This window comes from Pseudomonas sp. NPDC087358 (assembly GCF_044900785.1).
Lineage (GTDB): Bacteria > Pseudomonadota > Gammaproteobacteria > Pseudomonadales > Pseudomonadaceae > Aquipseudomonas.
In genome coordinates this window covers 172,521-197,622 of sequence record NZ_JBJDOA010000011.1, presented here as the reverse complement: position 1 = coordinate 197,622, position 25,102 = coordinate 172,521, and the positions used below count along the sequence as shown (strand labels likewise).

General features: G+C 61.2%; 21 protein-coding genes, 3 tRNA genes and 1 pseudogene. 2 read left to right on the top strand and 23 right to left on the bottom strand.

Annotated elements, in window-relative coordinates; genetic code table 11:
- Positions 1–596: 596 nt before the first annotated feature.
- Positions 597–1,457: a DUF2242 domain-containing protein gene (locus tag ACI2KS_RS23245; RefSeq protein ID WP_404623348.1), complete on the bottom strand. Its 861-nt coding sequence runs from the start codon at positions 1,455–1,457 to the stop codon at positions 597–599.
- Between the two features lie 402 nt (positions 1,458–1,859).
- On the opposite strand from ACI2KS_RS23245, the gene ACI2KS_RS23240 reads away from it, so the two are divergent.
- A complete protein-coding gene (locus ACI2KS_RS23240; RefSeq protein WP_404623346.1) occupies positions 1,860–2,735 on the top strand; it encodes a Kdo hydroxylase family protein in 876 nt (291 codons plus the stop codon).
- 68 nt (positions 2,736–2,803) lie between these two features.
- Here the strand turns inward: ACI2KS_RS23240 and ACI2KS_RS23235 are convergent, their stop codons facing one another.
- The 20 genes and pseudogenes from ACI2KS_RS23235 to ACI2KS_RS23140 all read right to left on the bottom strand — a co-directional run bounded on the left by ACI2KS_RS23235 (position 2,804) and on the right by ACI2KS_RS23140 (position 22,495).
- Positions 2,804–4,069, bottom strand: a complete 1,266-nt coding sequence (locus tag ACI2KS_RS23235; RefSeq protein WP_404623345.1) for a 3-phosphoshikimate 1-carboxyvinyltransferase — start codon at positions 4,067–4,069, stop codon at positions 2,804–2,806.
- Positions 4,070–4,195: 126 nt separating this feature from the next.
- On the bottom strand, positions 4,196–5,137 hold the full coding sequence (locus tag ACI2KS_RS23230) for an NAD-dependent epimerase/dehydratase family protein (RefSeq protein WP_404623344.1): 942 nt from the start codon (positions 5,135–5,137) through the stop codon (positions 4,196–4,198).
- A gap of 147 nt (positions 5,138–5,284) precedes the next feature.
- Positions 5,285–5,361: transfer RNA gene (locus ACI2KS_RS23225), tRNA-Asp, on the bottom strand.
- A 125-nt stretch (positions 5,362–5,486) separates the two neighbouring features.
- Positions 5,487–5,563, bottom strand: a tRNA-Asp gene (locus ACI2KS_RS23220).
- An 88-nt stretch (positions 5,564–5,651) separates the two neighbouring features.
- A tRNA-Val gene (locus ACI2KS_RS23215) sits at positions 5,652–5,727 on the bottom strand.
- 179 nt (positions 5,728–5,906) lie between these two features.
- Positions 5,907–6,671, bottom strand: a complete 765-nt coding sequence (locus tag ACI2KS_RS23210; RefSeq protein WP_404623356.1) for an SDR family oxidoreductase — start codon at positions 6,669–6,671, stop codon at positions 5,907–5,909.
- Between the two features lie 36 nt (positions 6,672–6,707).
- Positions 6,708–7,919: an O-succinylhomoserine sulfhydrylase gene (locus ACI2KS_RS23205; RefSeq protein ID WP_404623343.1), complete on the bottom strand. Its 1,212-nt coding sequence runs from the start codon at positions 7,917–7,919 to the stop codon at positions 6,708–6,710.
- A 21-nt stretch (positions 7,920–7,940) separates the two neighbouring features.
- A complete protein-coding gene (purF, locus tag ACI2KS_RS23200; RefSeq protein WP_404623342.1) occupies positions 7,941–9,449 on the bottom strand; it encodes an amidophosphoribosyltransferase in 1,509 nt (502 codons plus the stop codon).
- A gap of 12 nt (positions 9,450–9,461) precedes the next feature.
- Positions 9,462–10,049, bottom strand: coding sequence for a CvpA family protein (locus ACI2KS_RS23195; protein ID WP_404623341.1), 588 nt, complete (start codon positions 10,047–10,049; stop codon positions 9,462–9,464).
- 290 nt (positions 10,050–10,339) lie between these two features.
- A complete protein-coding gene (locus ACI2KS_RS23190) occupies positions 10,340–11,011 on the bottom strand; it encodes an SPOR domain-containing protein (protein ID WP_404623340.1) in 672 nt (223 codons plus the stop codon).
- Positions 10,995–12,301: pseudogene (gene folC, locus ACI2KS_RS23185) on the bottom strand (bifunctional tetrahydrofolate synthase/dihydrofolate synthase). The gene ACI2KS_RS23190 and the pseudogene folC overlap by 17 nt, the downstream one beginning before the upstream one ends.
- A complete protein-coding gene (accD, locus tag ACI2KS_RS23180) occupies positions 12,298–13,218 on the bottom strand; it encodes an acetyl-CoA carboxylase, carboxyltransferase subunit beta (protein WP_404623355.1) in 921 nt (306 codons plus the stop codon). The pseudogene folC and the gene accD overlap by 4 nt, the downstream one beginning before the upstream one ends.
- A 287-nt stretch (positions 13,219–13,505) precedes the next feature.
- Entirely contained in the window at positions 13,506–14,126 is a 621-nt protein-coding gene (locus tag ACI2KS_RS23175; protein WP_404623339.1) for a phosphoribosylanthranilate isomerase, read from the bottom strand.
- A 59-nt stretch (positions 14,127–14,185) separates the two neighbouring features.
- Positions 14,186–15,010: a tRNA pseudouridine(38-40) synthase TruA gene (truA, locus tag ACI2KS_RS23170; RefSeq protein WP_404623354.1), complete on the bottom strand. Its 825-nt coding sequence runs from the start codon at positions 15,008–15,010 to the stop codon at positions 14,186–14,188.
- 292 nt (positions 15,011–15,302) lie between these two features.
- Positions 15,303–18,071 carry a FimV/HubP family polar landmark protein gene (locus ACI2KS_RS23165; protein WP_404623338.1) on the bottom strand — a complete coding sequence of 923 codons (2,769 nt, stop codon included), beginning with the start codon at positions 18,069–18,071 and terminating at the stop codon, positions 15,303–15,305.
- Between the two features lie 116 nt (positions 18,072–18,187).
- Positions 18,188–19,198, bottom strand: a complete 1,011-nt coding sequence (locus tag ACI2KS_RS23160; protein ID WP_404623337.1) for an aspartate-semialdehyde dehydrogenase — start codon at positions 19,196–19,198, stop codon at positions 18,188–18,190.
- 98 nt (positions 19,199–19,296) lie between these two features.
- On the bottom strand, positions 19,297–19,860 hold the full coding sequence (locus tag ACI2KS_RS23155; RefSeq protein WP_404623336.1) for a DUF1285 domain-containing protein: 564 nt from the start codon (positions 19,858–19,860) through the stop codon (positions 19,297–19,299).
- 10 nt (positions 19,861–19,870) lie between these two features.
- Positions 19,871–20,476, bottom strand: coding sequence for a DUF4823 domain-containing protein (locus tag ACI2KS_RS23150; RefSeq protein ID WP_404623335.1), 606 nt, complete (start codon positions 20,474–20,476; stop codon positions 19,871–19,873).
- Positions 20,477–20,719: 243 nt separating this feature from the next.
- On the bottom strand, positions 20,720–21,688 hold the full coding sequence (locus ACI2KS_RS23145; protein WP_404623334.1) for a GTP 3',8-cyclase MoaA: 969 nt from the start codon (positions 21,686–21,688) through the stop codon (positions 20,720–20,722).
- 144 nt (positions 21,689–21,832) lie between these two features.
- Positions 21,833–22,495 carry a TetR/AcrR family transcriptional regulator gene (locus tag ACI2KS_RS23140; protein WP_404623333.1) on the bottom strand — a complete coding sequence of 221 codons (663 nt, stop codon included), beginning with the start codon at positions 22,493–22,495 and terminating at the stop codon, positions 21,833–21,835.
- A 76-nt stretch (positions 22,496–22,571) separates the two neighbouring features.
- Here ACI2KS_RS23140 and ACI2KS_RS23135 point away from each other — a divergent pair, with 76 nt between their 5' ends.
- Entirely contained in the window at positions 22,572–23,705 is a 1,134-nt protein-coding gene (locus tag ACI2KS_RS23135; protein WP_404623332.1) for an aminotransferase class V-fold PLP-dependent enzyme, read from the top strand.
- 229 nt (positions 23,706–23,934) lie between these two features.
- Here ACI2KS_RS23135 and ACI2KS_RS23130 read toward each other — a convergent pair whose 3' ends face one another.
- A complete protein-coding gene (locus tag ACI2KS_RS23130; RefSeq protein ID WP_404623331.1) occupies positions 23,935–24,726 on the bottom strand; it encodes a TatD family hydrolase in 792 nt (263 codons plus the stop codon).
- Between the two features lie 14 nt (positions 24,727–24,740).
- Complete coding sequence (locus ACI2KS_RS23125) at positions 24,741–25,097, bottom strand: PilZ domain-containing protein (protein ID WP_037011754.1); 357 nt, start codon at positions 25,095–25,097, stop codon at positions 24,741–24,743.
- Positions 25,098–25,102: the final 5 nt, after the last annotated feature.

Genomic DNA, 25,102 nt, shown 5'->3' with positions numbered 1-25,102 from the left:
TGCCTGACACACCGCATTGGCCGATTTTACTGCCGCTTCGCAGCAGATCGCGGGACAAGCCACGCTCCCACGCCCTCCGGGCAGAAGCGAGTGTGGTGACAGCAACCACCCGGCATATCGGTTGTTTTTGGGCTGACCCGGTTGCTTCTGATTCTGGCCCCAGGCCCGTAGGAGCGGGCTTGCCCCGCGAGCTGCCGGGAACCGGCAGTAAAACCTGAGAACGCCGTATGCCTGACACAGCGCGTTGGCCGATTTTACTGCCGGTTCCCGGCAGATCGCGGGACAAGCCACGCTCCTACGCCCTCCGGGCAGAAGCGAGTGTGGTGACAGCAACCACCCGGCATATCGGTTGTTTTTGGGCTGACCCGGTTGCTTTTGATACTGGCCGCAGGCCCGTAGGAGCAGGCTTGCCCCGCGAGCTGCCGGGCACCGGCAGTAAACCTGAGAACGGCGCATGCCTGACACACCGCGTTGGCCGGTTTTACTGCCGCTTCGCAGCAGATCGCGGGACAAGCCGGACTGCTACAGGATAGGCAGCAGCTGCGTCGACCTGTTGAAAGCCAGGTTATTGCTCACCGCAGCTTTCGGCAACCAACTCATTGCGCCGGAGCCGCCTCAGGCGCGGGGGTTGTCTCGGGCGCGGAGGTTGTCTCGGGCGTTGGAGCCGGGGCAGGCTCGACCGGGGCAACTGACTCAGCCTTCACCGGCTCAGGCTCGACCGGCGCCGGCATGGGTTCACTGCTTTGCTCAGGGCTACTCGCCGGCTGAGTGGTCGGCGTGGCCAATGGTGGTGGCACTGCCGCAGGCGCAGGGTCTGCGGCTTGCGCCGGCTTCTGCTCGGTCAGCGCTGCTGCCTTGGCGGCTGGCGCAGGCTCGGGCATGCCCAGGTCAGTCTTGGGCTTTTCTTCGATATGCGCAGCTTTCTTCACTTCAGGTGGCAGGAAGTTTTCCACCAGGGTGAAAAAGCGATCATAGAATTTGGAGGACGCTACCGTTTCACTGGCAACCTTGACCATCGAATCGTCCGTGGAGCCAATCGGCATCGACAACGAACCCAGCACACCGACCCCCAGACTCGCCGAATTGTTCACCTTCTTCAGCGCGTAGCGATCCTGCAGGGCGTTGGCGAACATGGTGGCTTTGCCGTCGGCGCTGCCGTCAGCGGCACAGACCACACTGAAGCTGATCTCCATGTGAGTCTCGCCGGTCTGCTGGAAGCTCTTGTGTCCGCTGATCATCTTCGGATCGCTGCTGGTGATGATGTATCCCTGACTCAACAGCGCGCGCCGAGCGGCTTCGCAGGTTGCCGAATCCGACACGGGATAAGTCCGAGAGAACGTCCCTGCGTCGTCGAAGTTCTCATGCTCGTAGACAGCCTGCTTCTTTGACGAGCAGCCTGCGGCGGCCAGCAGGGCGAGCGCCCAGCACGCGGTACGAAAGCTCAGTAATTTAGACATCAAACATCCTGGGGAAAAGGTCAACAGAACAGTGGACCGGAGAAAACGCCGGTAAGTCTGCAACAAGGCTCGCGCCGGATCAACGCAGAGTTTGCATGGGTGTCGGTACATCCTGCTTTATTCGGCGAGCGATCAATGCGCTCAGCCCCGCTGCATCAGCCTGCCAGGGCAAACCGGCAACCACCGAGCCAGTCAGACAGAAAATAGCCAAATGAGTGTGGTAATCGACTGACGGTCGATCCGCATGACTTCGACCCGAGAATTACCTTTGGGTTGCTTACGCCTCAAGCACGGCATATTGTCAATGAAACATATTGCAACACATCCTCCCCTCCCGCGCATCGTCGCCAGGAAACGAAGATCTGCGGGCCTATCCGCCGTGACAGTCAGGGTGTCCGATCAATGTCGCCAGTCTTCAGCTTTGCCGTGTCGAACTGGGCTCCGCAGATTGACGCGGCGCAGCAACAACAACTGGTCGATGCGCTGGAATCAGGCCATGTGGTGTTTCTTCCAGACCTGACCTTCGCTATTGAAGAAAACGAACAACCTATTTTCCAATCCGAGTTGCTGGGGCGCAGCAAGAACATCAGCTACCTGCCCGACAGGCGACTACTCAAGGGCAGCCAGAGCAGCGGGGCCGAGCTACAAGCGCTGCAGGGGCTGATGGCGCGCTTCGCCGGCGCCACCGCGCAGCTGACGACCCATCTCCTGGGGCCTTATTGCGGAAGCCTGATCCAGGCGCGCACCAGTTTTCGGCCTGTGGAAATCGTCGGGCGCCAGACCTCTTGGCGCAAGGACGACTCGCGCTTGCACGTGGACAATTTCCCCTCTTCCCCTTGTGGCACCCAACGAATTCTAAGGGTCTTCAGCAATATCGACCCGGCGGGTCAGCCACGTCTGTGGCGAGTCGGCGAGCCTTTCGATTCGGTCGCACGGCGTTATCTGAACACCCTGCGCCCGCCTCTGCCCGGGTCCAGCCGCCTCCTCAACACGCTAGGGATCACCAAAACCCGGCGCAGCGCCTACGATCACTTCATGCTGCAACTGCACGACCGGATGAAAGCCGACGCGTCCTATCAGCAACATGCCGACCAGGACAACGTGGCGTTTCCAGCCGGGAGCAGCTGGATGGCCTTCACCGATCAGGTCTCCCACGCAGCCATGGCCGGGCAGTTCGCGCTGGAACAGACCTTCATGCTGCCGGTGGAATCCATGCGCTCGCCCAGCGCCGCACCGTTGCGAATCCTGGAAGGACTGATGCACCGCCGACTGGCCTGAATCCCCGAGGCGAGCGGTGCCTGAACATCACACGCCTGCGGGGCAGACATCAGTGGGGTGCTCGCCCGTCAAACCGTCCCGTGTTCCAGCCGAACGCCGAGAAACTCCAGCGCACGCCAGTAGCCCGGGTAGGTCTTGGCGACGCAGTCCGGGTCCTGGATGCGCACCCCGGAGACCTTGAGGCCGGCCAAGGCAAAACACATGGCGATGCGATGGTCAGAGTGGGTATCGATCAGGGCATTGCTGGCAGTGCCTGCCAAACCGGGATCGGACGCTACCAGCAGATCATCGCCCTGCACGGTCGCAAGCCCGGGACGCACTTGGTTCAAGCCGTCGTGCAGCGCCTGAACGCGATCGCATTCCTTGACCCGCAGGTTGGCCAGGTCGACGAAACGCACAGGCGTCTCGTTGAAGGCAGCCAGCACGGCCAGCGTAGGAATGGCGTCCTGCATCTGTGAGCCGTTGATGACAGGCGGCATGTGCGGGAACTGCGCAATGACCTCCATCGCCTTTGCATCAGGCTGGGTAAACGCCGCAGCCGCCACGCCCAGGTCAATCTTGCCAGCGGTCAACGCCTCAGCGGCCCACAGGTAGGTGGCAGCGGATGCGTCGGGCTCGATGTGGTAATCGCAGGCGGTGTAGCCGGTCGATGATACCCGCCACAAGGCGTCATCGATCACCTCGACCTGGGCGCCAAAAGCGCGCATGCAAGCCAGGGTCAGGTCGATGTAGCCGCGAGCGCCGATTTCCTTGCCGGTCAGCGCCACCTCGACGGGAGCATCGCCGCACGCCGCGACCATTAACAACGCAGACACATACTGGCTCGACAGGCCACCGTCGATCTCGAAACGAGCGGCCTTGATCGAGCCGCTGCCATGAACGATCACCGGCGGACAACCTGTGGCGCTGTCAGCGTTCAGACCGCCCTTGCGCAGGGAGTCGAGCAGCGGGCCGATCGGGCGCTTCTGCATGTAGTGGTCGCCGTCCAGCGTGACGCTGCCGTTGACCGTGCAGACGGCCGCCGTCAGAAAGCGCACCGCGGTCCCTGCGTTGCCGAGAAACAGCGGCGCGTCTGGTACCTGCAGGCTGCCGCTGCTGGTGACCACGAAACTGGTGTCGTCCGGTTCCTCAATGGTCACGCCCATCTGCCGCAGGGCGTTGGACATATGCCGGGTGTCATCGCTCTTGAGCGCGCCGCGCAGGTGGCTGGTGCCTTTGGCCAGCGCGGCCAGCAGCAGTGCCCGATTGGTGATCGACTTCGAGCCAGGTGGCGCGACATGCCCCGTCAACGGCACACCCGGCGGGATCACAGTGATGGTTTGGTTCATGCCCATGGTCCAGCTCTCCAAATTCGAAATCAGCGCCGCTTCAACGAGCCGGCAATCATGGCATTTATCGGCGCGCTCTGCAGCACTGCAATGCCGGCCAGGCCAGCAACTGAAACGGCCTGTGAACCCTGTTCAGCGATGCCTGATGTATTGACGGCCCACCTGTTCGAGGGCACTCAAGGTGTCGCTATCGGGCTGATAACCCAGCAGTCGCCGGGCTTTGCCGCAATCGACCGTCAGCGAGCCACACAATTGGGTGAACAGATCGCCCTTGCCCGCCAGCCTGAGCAGCAACGCCAGCAGCGACGGCGGCAAGGGGATCGACCACTGTCGTTTGTGCATGCCCCGAGCCAGCGCAGCGAGCATCTGGTGGGTAGAAACGTCAGAGCCATCACCGGCCAGAAACAATTGCCCGGCGGCCTCGGGATGGTGCGTGGTCAAGGCGATCAGCGTCGCCAGATTGTCCACCGAGACAATACTTCTGGCATTGCGAACCCAAGCAAATGGACTGGGAATGCCTTTGTCGACGACCCTGAGCAGGGTCTTGAAATTGCCAGGCGCCTCAGTCCCGTAAACCAGTGGCGGGCGAATGATCACCAGTTGCATGTCGCCAGTCTGGACCAGCGCTCGCAGGCCTTCTTCGGCTTCGAGCTTGGAACGGGCGTAGTCGGCCACCGGGGCAGGCGTGGAGGTCTCGCTGAAACGCTGATGCGCCGACTCGTTGCCGTTGACTCCGATCGAACTGATGAACACCAAGCGTTTGACCCCGGCATCCATCGCCAGGCGCGCCAGCTGCAGCGAAGCATCACGGTTCACCGCTCGGTACAGCCGTGGCGAGTCGCCTTGCCGGTCCAGCACATGTGCCCTGCCCGCAAGGTGCACGATGCAATCGATGCCCTCCAGGCTGTCGCTGATCGACAAGGCGTCGGTAAAGTCCGCCGTACGATAATCGACACCGGCAACGGCTCCCTTTGCGCCTCTGGAGACGCCTCTGACCGCGTGCCCCTGATCGATCAGCAATTGGCAAAGCCGCGAACCGATGAATCCGCTGGCCCCTGTGACAAGAATCCGCATGTATCGAGACTCGCTATCGGTAAATTGTCCGAATGATAAGCGCAGAAACCGCCGTTGGACGGTTAACTTTTTTCGGGCACAAAAAAAGCGACCCTAAGGTCGCTTTCTTTGTCGCTTCAAGGAGTTCAAGGGCCTTGAAGCTATGTATGGCGCAGCGGACGGGACTCGAACCCGCGACCCCCGGCGTGACAGGCCGGTATTCTAACCGACTGAACTACCGCTGCGTGTCGCACAGACTTGCATCTGTTTAACTCTGTTGAAACAAGTATCGAGCACTTGTTTCGTGAAACCTTGATTGATCGCCTGAAGCTTTCAACCGCAAACCGGGCTAACCCGATCTGTATAAATATGGCGCAGCGGACGGGACTCGAACCCGCGACCCCCGGCGTGACAGGCCGGTATTCTAACCGACTGAACTACCGCTGCGCATTGTTGGACTGGCGTCCTGCTGAATCTCAGTAACCTTCAGCGTGTTTTCAAAACCTCGTAGGGTTAAATACTTGGCTCTCAACGATGGTGGGTGATGACGGGATCGAACCGCCGACATTCTGCTTGTAAGGCAGACGCTCTCCCGGCTGAGCTAATCACCCTTTGCTTCGCTGAGGCCGCGAAATTTACGCAGGTACCGAACCTAAGTCAATACCCTGCTTGAAGTTTTTTTTAAAAAAGCTGTTTTGAGCTTCAGCGCCGAGCAACAAGCGAGAAACAAAAAAGCGAGCCTTAAGGCTCGCTCTCGTTTATCAGCAGTTGTCGCAGTCCGGCCGTTCATTCATTCCACATAGATCATTTTCTTACTCATGCCGCCGTCGACCACGAACTCCTGCCCTGTGACGAATCCTGCATTCTTCGACAGCAACCAGGCCACCGTCGCCGCAACGTCTTCCACGGTCCCTACCCTGCCCGCAGGATGCTGGGCATGATCAGCCTCGGACAAAGGTTCGGCGCGTCGCTGGGAGGGATCACGGGCGTCGATCCAGCCGGGGCTCACGGCATTGACCCGCACTTGCGGACCAAGGCTCATGGCCAAGGCGTGAGTCAGGGCGAGCAGCCCGCCCTTGCTTGCCGCATACGCTTCGGTATCGGGCTCCGATTGTCGAGCGCGGGTCGAGCTCAGGTTGACGATGCTGCCGGCGTGCGCCCGCAAGTACGGCGCGCAGTGCTTGGCCAGCAGCATCGGGCCGCTGAGATTGACCGCCAACACGCGGTTCCAGTGCGCCAGATCAAGGCTCTCGAGCACGATATTGCGCGGATCGGCAACGGCAGCGTTGCACACCAGGGCATCGAGACGCCCGAACGCCCCCAACACCTGCGCAACGCCATGGGCCACCTGCTCTTCGCTGGAGACATCCATGGCGATGAACGTGGCGTTATCCCCCAGCACCGCCGCGACGGCAGCACCGCGCTGGCGATCGACGTCAGTCAGCACCACCTGCCAGCCTTCGGTGATCAGCCAGGCTGCGATGCCCAGGCCAATGCCGCGGGCAGCGCCGGTCACCAGTGCTACCCGGCCGTTGTGGACACTTGCCGCATCCACGGTGAACTCACTCGGCTCAGCACTCACGGGCATCACTCACAGCGCGGCCAGACCGCGCGCCAGATCGGCCTTGAGGTCGGCAACGTCTTCCAGGCCCACGGCAACCCGGATCAGGCTGTCGCGAATACCTGCGGCCTCACGCTCCTGCGGCGACAGACGGCCGTGGGAAGTGGTGCCCGGGTGAGTGATGGTGGTCTTGGTGTCACCCAGGTTGGCGGTGATCGAAATCAGGCGGGTGGCGTCGATAAAGCGCCAGGCACCGTCTTTGCCGCCCTTGACTTCGAAACTGACCACACCACCAAAGGCCTTCTGTTGACGCTTGGCCAACTCGTGCTGCGGGTGACTTTCAAGGCCGGCGTAATGCACCTTCTCGATGCCATCCTGCTGTTCCAGCCACTGCGCCAGCTCCAGCGCGCTCTGACAATGGGCGCGCATGCGGATATTCAGGGTTTCCAGGCCTTTGAGGAACAACCAGGCGTTGAACGGGCTCAGACTCGGCCCTGCAGTACGCAAGAAGCCCACGACTTCTTTCATCTGCTCGCGGCGACCGACCACCACCCCGCCCATCGCGCGGCCCTGACCGTCGATGAACTTGGTCGCCGAATGCACGACCACGTCTGCGCCCATGCGCAACGGCTGTTGCAAGGCAGGTGTACAGAAGCAGTTATCGACCACCAGCATCGCGCCTTTGGCATGGGCGATCTCGGCCAGCGCGGCAATGTCCACCAGCTCGGCCAGCGGATTGGACGGAGATTCGACGAACAGCAATCTGGTGTTCGGCTTGATGGCGGCGTCCCAGCCGGCCAGCTCAGCCAGCGGGACGTAATCGACCTGCACGCCAAAGCGCTTGAAGTACTTCTCGAACAGGCTGATGGTCGAGCCGAATACGCTCTTGGAGACCAGCACGTGATCACCTGCGCTGCACAGGCTCATCACGGTTGCGAGGATGGCGGACATCCCCGTGGAGGTCGCCACGGCCTGCTCGCCCCCTTCAAGGGCGGCGATGCGCTCCTCGAAGGAGTTCACCGTCGGATTGGTGTAGCGCGAGTAGACGTTGCCCGGCATGTCGCCGGCAAACGTGGCGGCCGCATCAGCGGCCGTGCGGAACACGTAGCTGGAGGTGAAAAACAGTGGATCGCTGTGTTCGCTCTCCGGCGTACGGTGCTGACCAGCGCGTACGGCGAGGGTATCGAAACCCACGCCGTCCAGATCACTGTCCAGTCGACCGGCATCCCATTGCTGAGTCATGCCGCCTACTCCTTGTCTGAATTAGTTGTTGTACAGATCGATGATCGCACTGACCGCCTGGGTCTTGACCTTGGAGGCGTCGTTACGCGCCTGCTCGATCTTGTTCAGGTAGTGCTCGTCGATGTCACCGGTCACGTACTTGCCGTCGAAGACCGAGCAATCGAAGTTGTCGATCTTGATCTTTTTGCTGCCGCTGACCGCTTCGATCAGGTCGTTCAGATCCTGATAGATCAACCAGTCGGCGCCGATGAGGTCGGCCACGTCCTGGGTGGAACGGTTGTGCGCGATCAGCTCGTGAGCACTCGGCATGTCGATGCCGTAGACGTTGGGGAAGCGGACGGCCGGTGCCGCGGAGCAGAAATACACGTTCTTGGCACCGGCTTCGCGGGCCATCTGGATGATCTGCTTGCAGGTGGTGCCGCGCACGATGGAGTCGTCCACCAACATCACGTTCTTGCCGCGGAATTCAAGCTCGATGGCGTTGAGCTTCTGGCGAACGGACTTTTTCCGTGCAGCCTGGCCCGGCATGATGAAGGTGCGGCCGATGTAACGGTTCTTGACGAAGCCTTCGCGAAACTTGACGCCCAGATGGTTGGCCAGCTCGAGGGCGGCGGTACGGCTGGTGTCAGGGATCGGGATGACCACATCGATGTCGTGATCCGGACGCTCGCGCAGGATCTTGTCGGCCAGCTTCTCGCCCATGCGCAGGCGCGCCTTGTACACCGAGATGCCGTCGATGATCGAATCCGGACGCGCCAGGTAGACGTGTTCGAAGATGCACGGGGCGTATTTCGGATTGGCCGCGCACTGACGGGTGTGCAGCTTGCCGTCTTCGGTGATGTAGACCGCTTCGCCCGGCGCCAGGTCACGGATCAGGGTGAAGCCCAGAACGTCCAGCGAAACGCTTTCGGAGGCGATCATGTACTCGACGCCTTCGTCGGTATGACGCTGGCCGAAGACGATCGGACGGATTGCATCCGGATCGCGGAAACCGACGATGCCGTAGCCGGTGATCATGGCCACGACCGCGTAGCCGCCACGGCAGCGGTTATGCACATCGGTGACGGCGGCGAAGATGTCTTCTTCGGTCGGTTGCAGCTTGCCGCGCACGGCCAGCTCATGGGCGAACACGTTGAGCAACACTTCCGAATCGGAGTTGGTGTTGACGTGGCGCAGGTCAGATTCGTAGATCTCCTTGGCCAGTTGCTCGACGTTGGTCAGGTTGCCGTTATGCGCAAGCGTGATGCCATACGGCGAGTTGACGTAGAACGGCTGGGCTTCGGCCGAAGTCGAGCTGCCCGCTGTTGGATAGCGTACGTGACCAATGCCCATGTGACCGACCAGACGCTGCATATGGCGTTGGTGGAACACATCACGAACCAGACCGTTGTCCTTGCGCAGGAACAACCGGCCGTCATGGCTGGTCACGATACCGGCAGCGTCCTGGCCGCGGTGCTGGAGGACGGTGAGCGCGTCATACAGCGCCTGATTGACGTTCGACTTGCCGACGATACCGACGATGCCACACATGCGACACAACCCCTACTTAGTGGAACTGGATTTACCGAGCACTTCCTGCGGCGTTGTAGGCCCCAAGAGGTGATCCTTGAACGGGATATCAACAGGTACGCTGATCCCGCTGGCTAGCCACTTGCTGGACATCCCGAGAATCAGGTTTTTCGACCAGTCAGCGACCGTGACAAACTGCGGCAACAGCCTGGACTGCTGCCACCATTGATCCTGTTGTACCGGGCCCAGGCTCAACAGCCCGGCCGCGATCACCACCAGCAGGCCTCCACGCGCCGCGCCGAAGACCATGCCCAGAAAACGATCGGTTCCGGAAAGGCCGGTCACGCGGATCAGTTCTCCAATCAGAAAGTTGACCATGGCGCCAACCAGCAAGGTGGCGACAAACAGGATGGTGCAGCCCGCAATCACGCGGGCCGAAGGTGTTTCGATGTAATTGACCAGATACTGCGAAAGCGAACCGCCGAACATCCAGGCCACGGCACCGGCAATGATCCAGGTCAGCAACGAAAGCGCTTCCTTGACGAAGCCACGCTTGAGACTGATCAATGCCGAGATGGCGACAATCGCAAGGATCGCCCAGTCAACCGGAGTAAAAGCCACGTTGAAGCCTGCAGACGGATAAGGCGGCGGATTTTAACAGAGCGCTCGCTCGGCGGTAAGCAGCGATTGTGGGTAGGTGCCAATTAAAGCGAACTATTGGACTTTGGAAGTATCTGCGGGTTTGGTCATCTGCAAGATTGCTGATGATGCGCTTCTGGCCGAAGGCCGTAGGAGCCGGCTTGCTGGCGAATGCGTCAGGTCAGCCACTAAGAGGGTGGCTTCACGACCGAATCGCCAGCAAGCCGGCTCCCACAGGATTGGACGCGCCTTAACCTGCGGCGCCTCGCGAGTTACTTACGCTCAGGCACGAAGCGCACGACGATGCCCTTGAGCTTTTGCTGCTTGTCGAGCTGATCACGCAGACGATCGGCTTCGGCACGCTCGACCAGTGGCCCCACGAATACCCGGTTCACACCCTCGGAGGTGCGGATATAGGCGTTGTAGCCCTGGGTACGCAGGGTTTTCTGCAGGTTGTCGGCGTTGGCCCGATTGGACAGGCTGGCGACCTGGACCGCCCAGGTAATCGACAGGCCATTGGCATCGACCCGGTTGGTATCGGCAGCCAGGGCAGCGGGCGCCGCCGGTGCTGGTGCTGGAGCCGGTTTGGCCGGTGCTGGAGCAGGCGCCGCCTTGGCCGCCGACGCAGACGCCACAGGCCTGGCGGGTGCCGGCGCAATCGGCATGGCCGGAGCTTGCTGCCGTACAGGCGGCTGGGCGGTTTGCGCCAGATCCTCGTCGGTCGGCACTGGCTCCTGAGGCAGCGGTTGCTGCTCGGGAACCGCCACCGGATCGACCTTGACCTGCGAAACGGCAGGCGCTTGCGGAGCAGCCGGGGCATCCACCTGCACATGGCGTGCTTCGTCCTGACGCGAAAACAGCATTGGCAGGAAAATCACCGCAATGGCGATCAGCACCAGGGCACCGACCATGCGTTGCTTGTACGCCTTATCCAGCAAAGCCATGTGTCACTTCCTCCGTGACGCGCCAGCAAGCCATTCCAGGGCCTCGGCTACGCAATAAAAAGACCCGAACAGAACAATTTCGTCATTCGCGGTGGCGTGTGCACATTGCGCTTCAAGCGCCTGCGCAACACTGGGGTAGGACGTCACACGGGCGCCAAGGTTCTCCAGTGCCTGTGCAATCTCCTGCCCTGAGCGGCTGCGCGGGGTGGGCAACGGAGCCACGGCCCAACTGCTGAAGCAGCCGGCCAGCTCGCTGAGCACGCCATCGAGGTCCTTGTCATTGAGCAGACCGAACACCGCAAGGCGCTCGCCCGCCATTGGACGCTGGCTCAGGCGCTGCGCCAGGAAGGTCGCGGCATGCGGGTTGTGCCCGACATCGAGCAACAGATGCAGTTGCTTACCCTGCCACTCGAACGAGCGACGATCCAGGCGCCCGGTTACCCGGGTATTGAGCAACGCCGACCGGATCGACGCTTCGTGCCAGGGCAGATCCATCAGCACGAAGGCCTGCAGCGCCAAAGCGGCGTTCTGCATCGGCAAGTCGAGCAGCGGCAGATCGCGCAATTCGACACGCTGGCCGCTGGCATCGGTGCCGAACCAGTTCCAGCGCGCGGGTTCGACACTCAGGTCGAAATCGCGGCCGCGCAACGACAGCGGACAATCCAGCGCGCGGGCCTGATCGAGCAATGGTTGCGGCGGATCCAGGTCACCACACAGGGCAGGACGGCCCGCACGGAAGATACCGGCTTTCTCGAACGCCACTGTTTCACGGGTATTGCCCAGCCATTCGACGTGATCGACACCAATACTGGTGACCAGCGCCAGGTCGGCGTCGATCAGGTTCACCGCGTCCAGCCGTCCGCCCAGACCGACTTCCAGCACCACCGCATCCAGCGCGGCTTGCTCGAACAACCAGAAGGCCGCCAGCGTGCCCATTTCAAAGTAGGTCAGCGAGATATCGCCACGCGCCCTTTCGATGACCTCAAAGGCCTGGCACAACTGCGCATCGCTCGCCTCCAGCCCTTGCACCTGCACGCGCTCGTTGTAACGCAGCAGGTGGGGCGAGCTGTAGACCCCGACTTTCAGACCCTGGGCCTGGAGCAGCGAAGCGACGAAGGCACACGTGGAGCCCTTGCCGTTGGTGCCGGTGACCGTGATCACCCGTGGCGCCGGACGGCTCAGGCCAATCTGCAGCGCTACCTGCCGCGAGCGATCCAGACCCATGTCGATGGCAGACGGATGCAACTGCTCCAGGTAGCCAAGCCAGTCGCTCAGCGAGCGTTCGGTCATATGTTCGCCGGAGCCGGTGGCACGACGATGGGTTCAAGCTTGGGCGCAACGAACTTCGGCGTCGGCAAGCCCATCATCTGAGCCAGCAGGTTACCCAGACGCTGACGCAGCTCCTGACGGTGAATGATCATGTCGATCGCGCCGTGATCGAGCAGGAACTCACTGCGCTGGAAGCCTTCGGGCAGCTTTTCACGAACGGTCTGCTCGATCACGCGAGGGCCGGCAAAACCGATCAGCGCCTTGGGCTCGGCGACGATCACGTCGCCGAGCATGGCCAGACTGGCCGAAACACCGCCGTAGACCGGATCGGTCAGCACGGAAATGAACGGTATGCCTTCTTCACGCAAACGCGCCAGGACTGCCGAAGTCTTGGCCATCTGCATCAGGGAAATCAGTGCTTCCTGCATCCGCGCGCCACCGGAAGCGGCGAAGCAGATCATCGGGCAGCGGTTTTCCAGCGCATGATTGGCGGCCTGGACGAAACGCTCGCCGACGATGGCGCCCATGGAACCGCCCATGAACGAGAACTCGAACGCGCTGCACACCACCGGCATGCCCAGCAGCGTACCGCTCATGGAGATCAGCGCGTCCTTCTCGCCGGTCTGCTTTTGTGCAGCGGTCAGGCGGTCCTTGTACTTCTTGCTGTCGCGAAACTTGAGGCGGTCGACGGGCTCCAGATCAGCTCCGATTTCATCACGGCCTTCGGCGTCGAGGAAAATGTTCAGGCGCGCGCGAGCGCCGATGCGCATGTGATGGTTGCATTTGGGACAGACGTCCAGGGTCTTTTCCAGCTCTGGTCGATACAGCACCGCCTCGCAGGACGGACACTTGTGCCAGAGGCCTTCAGGTACCGAGCTTTTCTTGACCTCGGAACGCATGATCGAAGGGATCAGTTTGTCTACCAACCAGTTGCTCATGCTTTCTTTCTCCAGTACCGGTGGCTGGAGCGCGATGGCGATCAATGCCACGCGCATGCCTTAATCAATGTTCGTTTGCAGTGTCGCGAACCCGGTTGCAACGATCGGTGCCAGCGCCTGACCTGCTGAACCGGCAGTTCGTCGATCACTGCCCGCTGTTTGCTTCGCGAGACGCCAGTGGTCTTCGCCTGTTCAATTTTGGCAACCCACGTATCGTGGTCGCAGGCTAGTGGACGGCGACCGCCGGTCCGCCGTCACATCCGTACACACCGCAGCGGAAAAAACCCTCATGCCCCATGCACCGCGCTCATGAATGCGCGAATCTTGTCGTGATCCTTCAACCCCTTGGCTTTTTCCACCCCGCCGCTGACATCCACTGCGTAGGGACGTACCTGGGCGATGGCTTGGGAGACATTGGCTGAAGTCAGCCCGCCAGCCAGAATGATCGGTTTGCTCAACTGCTTTGGAATCAAAGCCCAGTCGAAAGTTTCGCCGGTGCCGCCCGGCACTCCTGCGACATAGGTGTCGAGCAGGATGCCGCAGGCCCTGTGGTACAGGGCGCAGCTCGCCGCGATGTCGTCGCCGGCCTGGACGCGCAAAGCCTTGATGTATGGGCGATGGTAGCCTTCACACTGGTCCGGGGTTTCGTCGCCATGAAACTGGATGAGATCCAGCGGGACGATATCCAGCAGCGTCTTCAACGCCTCACGCTCAGCGTTGACGAACAGCCCGACCGTGCTCACGAAAGGCGGCAGCTGGGCGATGATGGCCTGCGCCTGCTCTACGGTGACCGCCCGCGGACTCTTGGGGTAAAAGACGAAGCCAAGGGCGTCGGCTCCCGCATCGACAGCGGCCAACGCGTCTTCTATGCAGGTAATCCCGCAGATCTTGCTGCGAACGGCTGACATGTAGTGAATACCTCAAGCCTGGCGAAAGTCCCGGATGGTAGCAAATGCTGTTCCTGACGTCAGCCGCCAAGTTCCGTGAAGCCTGTGAGAAAGTGCGGTCCCACGTAGCGCTCCGGCAGCGGGAACTCGTCACGGTATTCGACCTGCACCAGATACAGACCAAATGGATGCGCGGTCACGCCGCCAGTGCGGCGCACACGACTCTGGAGCACCTCCCCCGCCCATTCGACCGGCCGCTCTCCCGCGCCGATGGTCATCAGCACACCGGCGATGTTGCGCACCATGTGGTGCAGGAAAGCGTTGGCACGTATGTCGATGACGATCATCTTGCCGTGGCGCGTGACGCGCAGGTGGTGCAACTGCTTGATCGGCGATTTGGCCTGGCACTGCCCGGCGCGGAACGCACTGAAATCGTGAGTTCCCACCAGATACTGCGCCGCCAGCGCCATGCGCTCGACATCCAGCGGCCGGTGGTTCCAGGTGATTTCCTGGCCCAGATGCGCCGGGCGGATCTGGTCGTTGTAGATCACATAACGATAGCGCCGGGCAATTGCCTTGAAGCGTGCATGGAAGTGCGCCGGCATCACCTGGGCCCAGGTCACGCTGATGTCGTGAGGCAGATTGATATTGGCGCCCATGGTCCAGGCCTTCATGCTGCGCACCGCCCGGGTATCGAAGTGCACCACTTGCCCGCAGGCATGCACGCCGGCATCGGTACGACCGGCGCACATCAACGAGACCGGCGAATCGGCGACTCTGGACAGGGCATTTTCCAGCGTTTCCTGGACCGTCAGCACGCCGGTGGACTGGCGCTGCCAACCGCTGTAGCGCGAACCTTTGTATTCGACGCCCAGTGCGATCCTGGAAAAACCCTCGGCGGCCATCTCGGCTGCCGCTGTCTGTGCCTCAGTGTCTGTAGTTGCCAAGAGCTTAAAGCCTGTCGATATGCGCAAGGGCGGCCATTATACGGATCGAAAGCAAAGACGCTATTGGCAAACCCTTGCACACCCTCGGGGCAGGCATACGCCCGGCAGCAATCCAGCCGGGCGGCGTTGCGCTTGCTGGCGGCAGGGGTCTTGGACTCGCTTCGTCGGCTAGGCGTTCTTTAAGCCAAAGCAGCACCAACAAAAAAAAAGACCGCCGAAGCGGTCGTTGCGGGTACAGCGTAGAACCGGATCAGACCAGGCGCGACAACATGTCCTTCGCTTCGGTCTTCTGCCCGTCGTCACCTTCGGCGACCACTTCGTCGAGGATGTCACGGGCGCCATCGGCGTCGCCCATCTCGATGTATGCACGCGCCAGATCCAGCTTGGTCGCCGCCTCGTCGGTACCCGACAGGAAATCGAACTCTGGTTCGTCGTCGGCCAGCAGCGCGTCGTTCTCGTTGAAGGTCGGGGTGTCATCGAACGGCTTGGCCGCCGACGGCTGGTCCAGGCCCTGCGACAAACGCTCGAGCTCGGCATTGACGTCATCGATTTCGGATGCGAAGGCGTCAGAGGCCTGCTCGGTTTCCATCTCGTCCGCCAGCGACAGATCGAAATCAGCCGGCAGCTCGAGATCATCTTCCTGGCCCGACTTGCCGGCACCCAGATCGGCTGTCTGCTCAAAGGCAGGCAGATCGCGCAGCTCGTCTTGCATGCCCAGCAGGTAATCATCCTCAGCCTTGAGCCCTGGCTGATCCTCCGCCAGATCCAGGTCAAAGTCGGCCAGATCGGTGGACTCGCTGTTCTTGGCCTCGGTCTGCTCACGCAGGATGGCATCGAAATCCAGGTCGTCCGGGGTGTTGGCGAACGGAGCATCCAGGTCCAGATCGTCGTCAGCCAGCGGCTTGCTGTGATCCTGCACCTCTGCAGGCGAAGCGGCTTCCAGGTCATCCAGGCTCAGGTCGAAAGCCGTGTCGAAGTCGTCGGGCTGCTCGGCGACCGGCTCTAGAACGGGTTCAGCCGCAGCGACCGGTTCCGGCTCCGATTTGTCGTTGAGCAGGTCTTCGACGTATCTGGCGTCCAGCTCCGCAGCCAAAGCCGCCGTCGCCGCAATACCCGCAGCGGCCGCAGCGGCGACCGCCATGGCGGGAAAACGGCTTTTCAGCTGTTCGACTTCAGCGTGGTTCTTTCCCGTGGCCACCAGTTGCCGCTCCTGGGCGACGAAACCTGCCTGATTGTCTTGCTGGGCATAGATCTCCATCAGCTTGAGGCGCAGATCACTGCGCCCAGGCTCCTGCTTGATGGCATCTTCCAGCAACGCGGCGGCCTGATTGATCCGACCATAAGCGATATGGATTTCTGCCTGTACCAGCACATCAGCCGGCGTTTCGCGGGCCGGCTCGATGATTGCGCTCGGCACCGGTGCCATCTTTACATTGGGCGCAGGGACCTCGAGACCCTCGAAACTGCTTTCAGGTAGATCCATGTCAGAAGCGAAATCGGCCTCGTCTGACAGAGCGCGAGCCATTTTCCGATGTCTTTCGGCCTCGATCATTGCGTTGCGGCGACGTGCCAGCAGCAACAAGAGCAATAGCAGGACCAGCAGCGCGCCGCCGCCGATCAAGCCCATGAGCATCGGGCTTGCGAGGATCTTGTCCAGCGCGCTCTGGTTGTCAGTGTTGGCCTGGGTATCGGCCGGTACGGTCAGCGGCTGGTCGGGCGTAGCGGCCGTCACCTTGGCACCATCGACCGGCAGCGCGTCCTCCGGGGCGATTTCGTTCGGCGGCTTGCCGGCCGCGTCTGGCGCTGCCGGAGCCGGCACGATCGCGGCCGGCATGGCCGGATTCGCGGCATTGTTGGGGTTGGTCACGCTATTGGGGCTGACCGTGCTGTTGGCATCGTCGACTGGCGCAGGCACCGCAGCACCGGCGGCCTGCATCTTGGCGAGCTGATCATTCTTGAGCTGAATCAGGCGCTGCAGTTTGTCGAGCTGGCTTTGCAGATCGCCCATGCGGCTCTTGAGCTCGGCATTGTCACGGCGGGTGCTGTCCAGATTTTCCTGGGCCACCGCCAGCTTGTTGCCCAGCTCGGCATCACCGGCAGCGCCCTTGGCGCCCGGTTTGGCATTGGCCGATACCAGACTCAGGTTATCCTTGGCATCGATCTGCGCCGGGGCAGCGCCTGCGCGGTCACGGCGGGTGGCGTCGACCTGACGTGCGCCGGTCGGCATGCGACGGCCTTCACGCCAGGCGCGATTCTGCTCGGCGACCTCGGCAATGGCACGAGGCTGGGGCGTGGCGCTGACTTCTGTCGGCGACGGCAGGCGCAAGACCTGGCCTTTCTTCAGACGGTTGATGTTGCCAGCGATGAAAGCGTCCGGGTTGAGCGCCTGAATCGCCAGCATGGTCTGCTGCACCGTGCCACCGTTGCGTACACGGTCGGCAATCTCCCACAGCGTGTCGTTGTTGGCCGTGGTGTATTCGGTGTACTTGGGCTCGGCGGGTGTTGCCGGAGCAGGCGCAGCGGCGGGAGCCGGCGTCTGTGCGGCAGCTGCCTGGGCCGGCGCGGCGGCTGGCGCGGTGGAAGGCAGTTGCGCTGCCGCCGCTGCCGCCTGCGGCGAGAACTTCGGCGGGTCGAGCAGCAAGCTGTATTCACGCAGCGCGCGACCGTTTGGCCACAGGACCTGCACCAGGAATTTCACGTAGGGGTCGCGAATCGGTTTGCTGGAGGTGATGCGCAGCACGCTCTTGCCGCCGGGATTGACCACCGGGGTGAACGTGAGGTCATCGAGGATCGCCATGCGTCCCACGCCCGCCTGCGCAAACTCGGCGGAGGTGGCCAGACTCGGCACCACCTGTGCGGAGTTGAGATCCTGCACCTGCGTCAGTTCGATTTCGGCAAGCAGCGGCTGATTCAGGGTCGACTTGACGGTCAGACCACCGAGGCCCAGCGCCTGGGCCATACCCGACGACAGCGCCGAAGCCGCAGCGATTGCCAAAACCAGTTTACGAACCTGAACCATAGCCCATCCCTTGTTTAAAATTTCCCCGGCGACCGAGAAGATAAAGCCTGCTAGGGCGTAGGGCGTTTCGACACGCCGCAGCTAGAATGATTCTTTGAATTGTTGGCAAGTATCTTTTACACAACGTCTTTTATCAACAATTCAGCCACCTGCACAGCGTTCAACGCCGCGCCTTTGCGCACATTGTCCGACGTCACCCAGAAATTGAGTTCGCAGGCGTCATCGATCCCGGTGCGCAAACGTCCTACATAGACAGCGTCCTGGCCCACGGCATCACCCACCGGCGTCGGATAATCGTCCCTTTCCACCAGATCAATGCCCTGGGCGGCATCCAGCGCGGCAGCCACCGCCGCCAGATCCACCGGCGCTGCGGTCTGCACCGACACGCTCAAGCTGTCGCCGAAGAACACCGGCACCTGAATACAGGTCACACCGACCTTGATTAAAGGCAGGGAGAGCAACTCGCGCAACTCGCTGACCAAACGTTTTTCCAGCGGCACGTGCCCTTGCGCATCGGGTATGCCCACTTGAGCAAGCACATTGAAGGCCATCTGCCGGTCAAATACCCGCGGTTCCAAGGGACGCACGTTGAGCAACTCAGCGGTTTGCCGGGCCAGCTCCGTGACGCCTTCGCGCCCCTGACTGGAGACCGCCAGACACGCCGTCACACTGATTCGCTGCACCTCCAGCAAGCCCCGCAACGGACCCAGCACCAAGGCCAGCGCCGCGGCAGCCGGGCTCGGACAGGCAACTTGATGCGGCCTGACCTGGCTCGCCAGCTGTTCGCCGTTGACCTCTGGAACCACATTCGGCGCCTGCTCGACCGGCAGCCCCGCAGACAAGTCAATCACCGCACACCCCGCGGCAGTCGCGCGCATGGCATGAGCGCGGGTCACGGCGGGGCCCGCTGCGAAAAACGCGATGTTCACTTTGTTGAAATCGAATGCATCGACTTCCCGCACACGCACGTTCCTGCCCCGATACGGCACGGAGCTGCCAGCGGACCCGGCGCTGGCCAGCAGGTGCAGTTCTCCAATCGGGAAATCGCGCTCTTCAAGAATCTGGACGATGGTTTCGCCGACAGTACCGGTGGCGCCGATCACGGCGATATCAAAGGACTGGCTCATGCAAAAACCTCAGAAAAATCGGGGGGCGGCACTTTAACCGCGAGTTGACAGCCAGGCAATCGACCGGCTCGGACAGACACGTGCAAACCGTGCGCCGGTCAGGGCTCCAGACCGATCGGGAAGAACGTTCCACTGCTCCACACACCCAGCCAGCGCTGCCCCTCGATCTCCTGGGTGACCGCAAGCTCGACCAACTGGTAGAAGACATTGCGATGGATCAACGCCTCAAGATTGTTGCGTACCAGAAGGTAAGGCGCAGGCTGCTGAGTCGTCGGATCGATGATGACGCGCAATGGGTGCTCAGCCCCCGCCTGCACCTCGTCGTCGACGTTGGTGGTAAAGCGCAGGACCTGTGATTGCCCTTGACCTTCAACGTGCAGCAGCACCGCTACGAACGGCGCGTCATCGACCGTGATACGGACTTTCTCGACCGGCGTGATCAGGAAGTAATCATCGCCGTCACGGCGAATAATCGTGGAAAACAGGCGCACCATCGGCTTGCGGCCGATCGGTGTTCCCAGATAGAACCAAGTGCCGTCGCGGGCGATACGCATGTCGATATCGCCGCAAAAATCCGGGTTCCACAAGTGCACCGGTGGCAAACCCTTGCCGCTATTGGGTAGTTGTGCCAACAAATCGTTGGCTTTGCCCGGGCCATTCATACGCTACTCCTCAGCGGGCAGGAACGCCCAACAGGCTACGAGCGTAATCCTCCATCGGTGGACCTAGCAAATCCTCAGGCTTGGTATCGTGCAGGGTGAGCAGGCCGCCACGGCTGTGAATCCGCGCCGAATCGATCAGATATCGGGTGTTGGTTTCGATCAGCATCAGTTGAATCACACCGCTATCGATCCCCAGACGGTCCACCGCTTCCTGATCGGACCACTCGTCAAAGTTGCCGATACGGTCGTCGGCCTTGGCGAAGCGGGTATACAGCAGGTAGTGGGCGCCCGCAGCGCGCGCCTCGTTCATTGCCTCATCCAGACCTTCCGGCGCACGGGCGCGACGCACCATCGGGAAGTATTCGACGAAACCATTGAAGGCCTCTTCGGCAACCACATTGGGGCGCGGATAAGCACCACCCGGCGGGACGAACGAACCTTGGGCGATATAGATGAAGGAGTCAGGTTGCAGACGGAAGTTGTTGATCCGACGTGTCGAGCTGTGATCCAGCAGACCTGCATCGCTGAGCTCGTCATGAGCGCCCTGTGCCAGATCGCTGACGTGCATGCAGCCACTCAATGCCAAGGACGCCAGCAGTAAAACCAGGCTACGCATTATTTCCTCCAAAGTCCGGTGACGGAAAACCGGCGAATGGCGGGGTAATGCAGCTTTTGCGCCATGTCGGGTATTGAGCCAGGTAATGCAGGCAGGGCTCATCGAACGTCGCTCCCTGTGCACTCCGCTGTAGCAGCCCGGGTCGCCGGCGGCAGCGCGGACCAGGAGGCAACCGCGGGCAAGCCGGACCGCTACAAGTCCTGGGTGAAACGATGAGTTTCGATGAACGATGGGCGTGAGGAATCATCCACCAATGATCTTCATCACTGTCGCGCCGCCGGAAAACGCCACCGGCTGCTTGTCGCCCAGTGCCTTGACCAACAAACGTTGCAGCGCGGGCAAGGCCTCATGCCTTGGTTTATCCAGCAGATCGCCGACGTAGTGGCGGTTGCTCGAAGAAAGACAGCCGTGCAGCCACCCTGTGGAAGACAACCGCAGACGCGAACAACTGCGGCAGAACGGCACACTCTCGTTGGCGATGATGCCAAAGATGCCTTTGCCAGGAATTCGGTAGCGCACAGCCGTAGCGTCCGCCGCTGCGTCGGTTTGCTGATAGGGGTAACGTTCGCCGATCAGCGCCAGCAACTGCTGCAGGCTGACGAATTGCTGCGCGAACGCGTTTCGATCACCGGCAAGGTGTCCCATGCGCATCAGCTCGATGAAACGCAACTCGTAGCCGCGCTGCAGACAGTAGTCGAGCAACGCCAGCACCTGATCGAGGTTCTGTCCGCGCAACGGCACCATATTGACTTTGATCCGAATGCCGGCCGCCCTCGCCTGCTGCATGCCATCGAGCACCGTTTGCAGGTCGCCGCCGCGGGCGATCACTCGAAACGCAGCCGGGTCGAGGGTGTCCAGCGACACGTTGATCCGGCGGATGCCCGCATTGAGCAAAACCGGCAGTTTGCGTGAGAGCAGTTGCCCGTTGGTGGTCAGACTGACGTCTGCCAGCTTCATCTGCCCCACCTGACTCATGAAGCGCTCAAGCCGCGGACTCACCAGCGGCTCCCCACCGGTAATGCGCAGTTGCTCGATCCCTGCGACTTCAATCAGGTACTCCACGGCGCGGGCCATGGCATCAGCCGACAACTCGTTCTGCGCGGCAACCAGGCGCTTGCCGTCAGGCACGCAATAGGTACAGGCATAGTTGCAGGCGGCCGTCAGACTGATCCGCAGATTGCGGAAACGTCGGCCTTGGCGATCTACGATCATGGAGAACTCCGGAAAGATTACAGCGCGCAAAAGCTGACTCATAAATCAGCTTTTAGCAAGCGGCATTCCGGCAAACAAAGAGTAGCGTGATCGGCAGACACCCATGGGTGCCTGCCGGGCCAGTCGATTGACCGGCGGCGGGTGTCAGGATTCGGAGATTTGCGGCTTGAGATCGTGACCGGTTTCCGGATCGCGCTTGCGCTTGTTGCCCATGCGCACGCCGATATCCATCAGGAACTGGAAGAAGCCTTCCTGATCTTCCAGCACATTGCTCCAGAACGGCGAGTGGTAGAGCGCAACCGCGCCGTGCACCAACGCCCATGCCGCGCAGTAGTGAAAGTAAGGCGGTACGTCTTCAAGCTTGCCTTCGCTGATACGGCCCTTGATCAGCAGGGTCAGGTGTTCGAAGTTCGAGGCACGAATCTTGTGCAACTGCTCGACCATCTCCGGCACCTGGTTACCCTTGACCACCTTCTCCTCAAGCCTGTCGAACAAGCGATAGCGCTGCGGGTCACGCATGCGGAATTCAAAGTAGGCCCGCGAGAGGGCTTCCTTGTCCTTGTCGACATCGGCAGAGTGCAGCAGCTCGTTCAAATCACGCTCGTAGTCGAGCATCAGGCGCAGGTAAATCTCCGCCTTGGATTTGAAGTGCTTGTAAATGGTGCCTTTGCCAATACCCACGGCATCAGCAATCATCTCGACGGTGACACTGTCTTCACCCTGTTCGAGAAACAGCTTGAGCGCGGTATCGAGAATTTCTTGCTCACGGCGCCGAAACTCACGGACCTTACGAGGTTCTTTCTGCATAGGAAGGGGCTGTGGGTTCAAAATCGAAGCCGCACATTATGCCTAACTTGCAGCAAATTGCACGGATCATCCGACCATGTCTACGTTTCATGACGAATTCGCCCAATCCGCCGATCTGCGTTATCTGAACCATGCAGCGGTCGGCCCATGGCCAAAACGCACAGCCGCGGCGGTGCGCAAGTTCGCCGAAGAGAACGTTTTGCTGGGCGCGCGGGACTATCCGGACTGGATGAAGGTCGAGCAGCGCCTTCGTGAACGCCTGGCTCGCCTGTTGAATGCACCGTCGACCGACGACATCGCCTTGGTCAAAAATACCTCGGAAGCCCTGTCATTTGTCGCTTTTGGCCTCGATTGGAAAAGCGGCGACCAAGTGGTCATCAGCGACGAGGAGTTCCCCTCCAACCGCGTGGTATGGGAAGCCCTCAAACCCCAGGGCGTCGAGGTGATTCAAGTCAGTCTCAAAGGCCCGGACCCCGAAGGCGCCCTGCTCGCGGCCTGCGGTCCGCGCACCCGCCTGCTGTCGGTCAGCTCTGTGCAATTTGCCACGGGCACGCGTCTGGATATCGAACGCCTCGGGCAAGGCTGCAAGCAGCGCGGTGTGTTGTTCTGCATCGATGCAATTCAACACATCGGCGCCCTGCCCTTCGATGTACAGGCCAGCCACTGCGATTTCGCCATGGCCGATGGCCACAAATGGATGTGCAGCGCGGAGGGTCTGGGGGTGTTCTACTGTCGTGCCGAGCTGCGCCAGCAACTCAAGCTGCACGAGTACGGCTGGCACATGCTGGAGCACTCTGGGGACTATGCGCGCCGCCAATGGCAGCCCGCTGCCAGCGCTCGAAGATTCGAATGCGGCAGCCCCAACACCCTCGGCGCGATGGCGCTCGATGCAAGTCTGTCGCTGCTCGAAGAAGTCGGCATGCAGCAGATCGGCGAAGCCGTCATCGAACGGGTGATCTGGCTGGAGCAAGGCCTGAGTGCCATCAAGGGCGTGCGCTTGCATTCATCCCGGGCAGCGCAACGCCGCTCAGGGATTCTGACCTTCAGTATCGAGGGTCAGGCTGCGGCGCATGTCTGGGAACAGCTGATGAGCAATCAGGTGGTGTGCTTGCCTCGCGGACCAGGTATCCGTTTTTCGCCGCATTTCTATACCCAGTCGCGGGTGATCGAAGAGACATTGGCCATAGTCCAGCGTATCGCCATGCATTGAGGTATCAAGAGCCGAATCGGTATTCCAAAACTGTTTAAAAAACGTACAGTTCTGCGCTGGACGGCTGCCAAATCTGACCAATACTTATATTCGCTGATGCGGCATCTCCCCCAAGTGTTGGCATCGGTAAAGGCACCAAGGGATAGTGTGTCTTTGTTTTACTCCTAATGGTCTTAACCCGGATTCACCCCCCAGAACCCGGGTTTTTTTTGCCTGCGATTCGGCGACCTCAAACGGCGGTGGTCACATGTGCCAAAGGGAACAGACGCTTGAAGTTGTCAGTGGTCTGTTCGGCGAAGCGCTCGTAGCTTTCGCCACGCAGCATCGCCAGGAACTCCGCCACCTCGCGCACGTACTGCGGCAAGTTGGGTTTGCCGCGATAGGGAATCGGCGCCAGATACGGCGAATCGGTCTCGACCAGCAGGCGGTCACTGGGGACCTTGCTGGCCACCTCGCGCAGCGCGTCGGCATTACGGAAGGTCACGATCCCTGACAAGGAGATATAGAACCCCAGGTCCAGCGCGGCCTTGGCCATGTCCCAGTCTTCGGTGAAGCAGTGCAGGACGCCCGCCTGTGGCAATGCCGCCTCGCGCAGCAAATCCAGCGTATCGGCGCGGGCGCCCCGGGTATGGACGATCACCGGTTTGCCCGTGACATTGGCCGCTTGCAGGTGCAGGCGGAACGACGCCTGCTGCAGGGCGGCCGCTTCAGGCTCGTAATGGTAATCCAGACCGGTTTCGCCAATGGCGACCACGCGCGGGTGATTCAACTCGTCGAGCAACCAGTTCAGCGCCGGCTCCTCGCCGGGCTTGAGGTCCAACGGATGGATGCCGACCGAGCAGTCGACATCCTCATAGCGTTCGGCCAGCGCCTTGACCGCAGCGGCGTTGTCAGCGCTGACGCCAATGCACAGGAAATGCCCCACCCCACGGCCGCGTGCGGCTTGCAACGCGTTGTCGAGCGAGCCTGCGTGTTCGGTGAGATCGAGACGATCAAGGTGACAATGGGAATCTACGAGCATGGGAACCGTGACACTTACATCGTATGGGTGGGACGGTCGGACTTGAGGGCGCCGGCCAGGTAATTTTCGATCATGTTGCGGGCGGTGTTGTCACCGTCGTTGAACTGCACGCCCACCCCCGCTGCGCGGTTGCCTTGAGCCCCCTTGGGGGTGATCCAGGTGACCTTGCCGGCAACCGGAATCTTTTCAGGCTCATCCATGAGGTTGAGCAGCATGAACACTTCATCGCCCAGCTTGTAGCTCTTGCTGGTGGGAATGAACAGCCCGCCATTCTTGATAAAGGGCATGTAGGCAGCGTACAGGACAGATTTGTCCTTGATGGTCAGGGACAGAATGCCGTTACGTGGACCCGGGCTCAGTGGCACGCTCATCTCTA

What these genes read in the sequence shown, in the direction of transcription:
- ACI2KS_RS23245 (WP_404623348.1), bottom strand. Translation starts at nt 1,457, where the DNA reads ATGTCTAAATTACTGAGCTTTCGTACCGCGTGCTGGGCGCTCGCCCTG.
- ACI2KS_RS23240 (WP_404623346.1), top strand. Translation starts at nt 1,860, where the DNA reads ATGTCGCCAGTCTTCAGCTTTGCCGTGTCGAACTGGGCTCCGCAGATT.
- ACI2KS_RS23235 (WP_404623345.1), bottom strand. Translation starts at nt 4,069, where the DNA reads ATGGGCATGAACCAAACCATCACTGTGATCCCGCCGGGTGTGCCGTTG.
- ACI2KS_RS23230 (WP_404623344.1), bottom strand. Translation starts at nt 5,137, where the DNA reads ATGCGGATTCTTGTCACAGGGGCCAGCGGATTCATCGGTTCGCGGCTT.
- ACI2KS_RS23205 (WP_404623343.1), bottom strand. Translation starts at nt 7,919, where the DNA reads ATGACTCAGCAATGGGATGCCGGTCGACTGGACAGTGATCTGGACGGC.
- purF (WP_404623342.1), bottom strand. Translation starts at nt 9,449, where the DNA reads ATGTGTGGCATCGTCGGTATCGTCGGCAAGTCGAACGTCAATCAGGCG.
- ACI2KS_RS23190 (WP_404623340.1), bottom strand. Translation starts at nt 11,011, where the DNA reads ATGGCTTTGCTGGATAAGGCGTACAAGCAACGCATGGTCGGTGCCCTG.
- accD (WP_404623355.1), bottom strand. Translation starts at nt 13,218, where the DNA reads ATGAGCAACTGGTTGGTAGACAAACTGATCCCTTCGATCATGCGTTCC.
- ACI2KS_RS23175 (WP_404623339.1), bottom strand. Translation starts at nt 14,126, where the DNA reads ATGTCAGCCGTTCGCAGCAAGATCTGCGGGATTACCTGCATAGAAGAC.
- truA (WP_404623354.1), bottom strand. Translation starts at nt 15,010, where the DNA reads ATGGCCGCCGAGGGTTTTTCCAGGATCGCACTGGGCGTCGAATACAAA.
- ACI2KS_RS23165 (WP_404623338.1), bottom strand. Translation starts at nt 18,071, where the DNA reads ATGGTTCAGGTTCGTAAACTGGTTTTGGCAATCGCTGCGGCTTCGGCG.
- ACI2KS_RS23160 (WP_404623337.1), bottom strand. Translation starts at nt 19,198, where the DNA reads ATGAGCCAGTCCTTTGATATCGCCGTGATCGGCGCCACCGGTACTGTC.
- ACI2KS_RS23155 (WP_404623336.1), bottom strand. Translation starts at nt 19,860, where the DNA reads ATGAATGGCCCGGGCAAAGCCAACGATTTGTTGGCACAACTACCCAAT.
- ACI2KS_RS23150 (WP_404623335.1), bottom strand. Translation starts at nt 20,476, where the DNA reads ATGCGTAGCCTGGTTTTACTGCTGGCGTCCTTGGCATTGAGTGGCTGC.
- ACI2KS_RS23145 (WP_404623334.1), bottom strand. Translation starts at nt 21,688, where the DNA reads ATGATCGTAGATCGCCAAGGCCGACGTTTCCGCAATCTGCGGATCAGT.
- ACI2KS_RS23140 (WP_404623333.1), bottom strand. Translation starts at nt 22,495, where the DNA reads ATGCAGAAAGAACCTCGTAAGGTCCGTGAGTTTCGGCGCCGTGAGCAA.
- ACI2KS_RS23135 (WP_404623332.1), top strand. Translation starts at nt 22,572, where the DNA reads ATGTCTACGTTTCATGACGAATTCGCCCAATCCGCCGATCTGCGTTAT.
- ACI2KS_RS23130 (WP_404623331.1), bottom strand. Translation starts at nt 24,726, where the DNA reads ATGCTCGTAGATTCCCATTGTCACCTTGATCGTCTCGATCTCACCGAA.
- ACI2KS_RS23125 (WP_037011754.1), bottom strand. Translation starts at nt 25,097, where the DNA reads ATGAGCGTGCCACTGAGCCCGGGTCCACGTAACGGCATTCTGTCCCTG.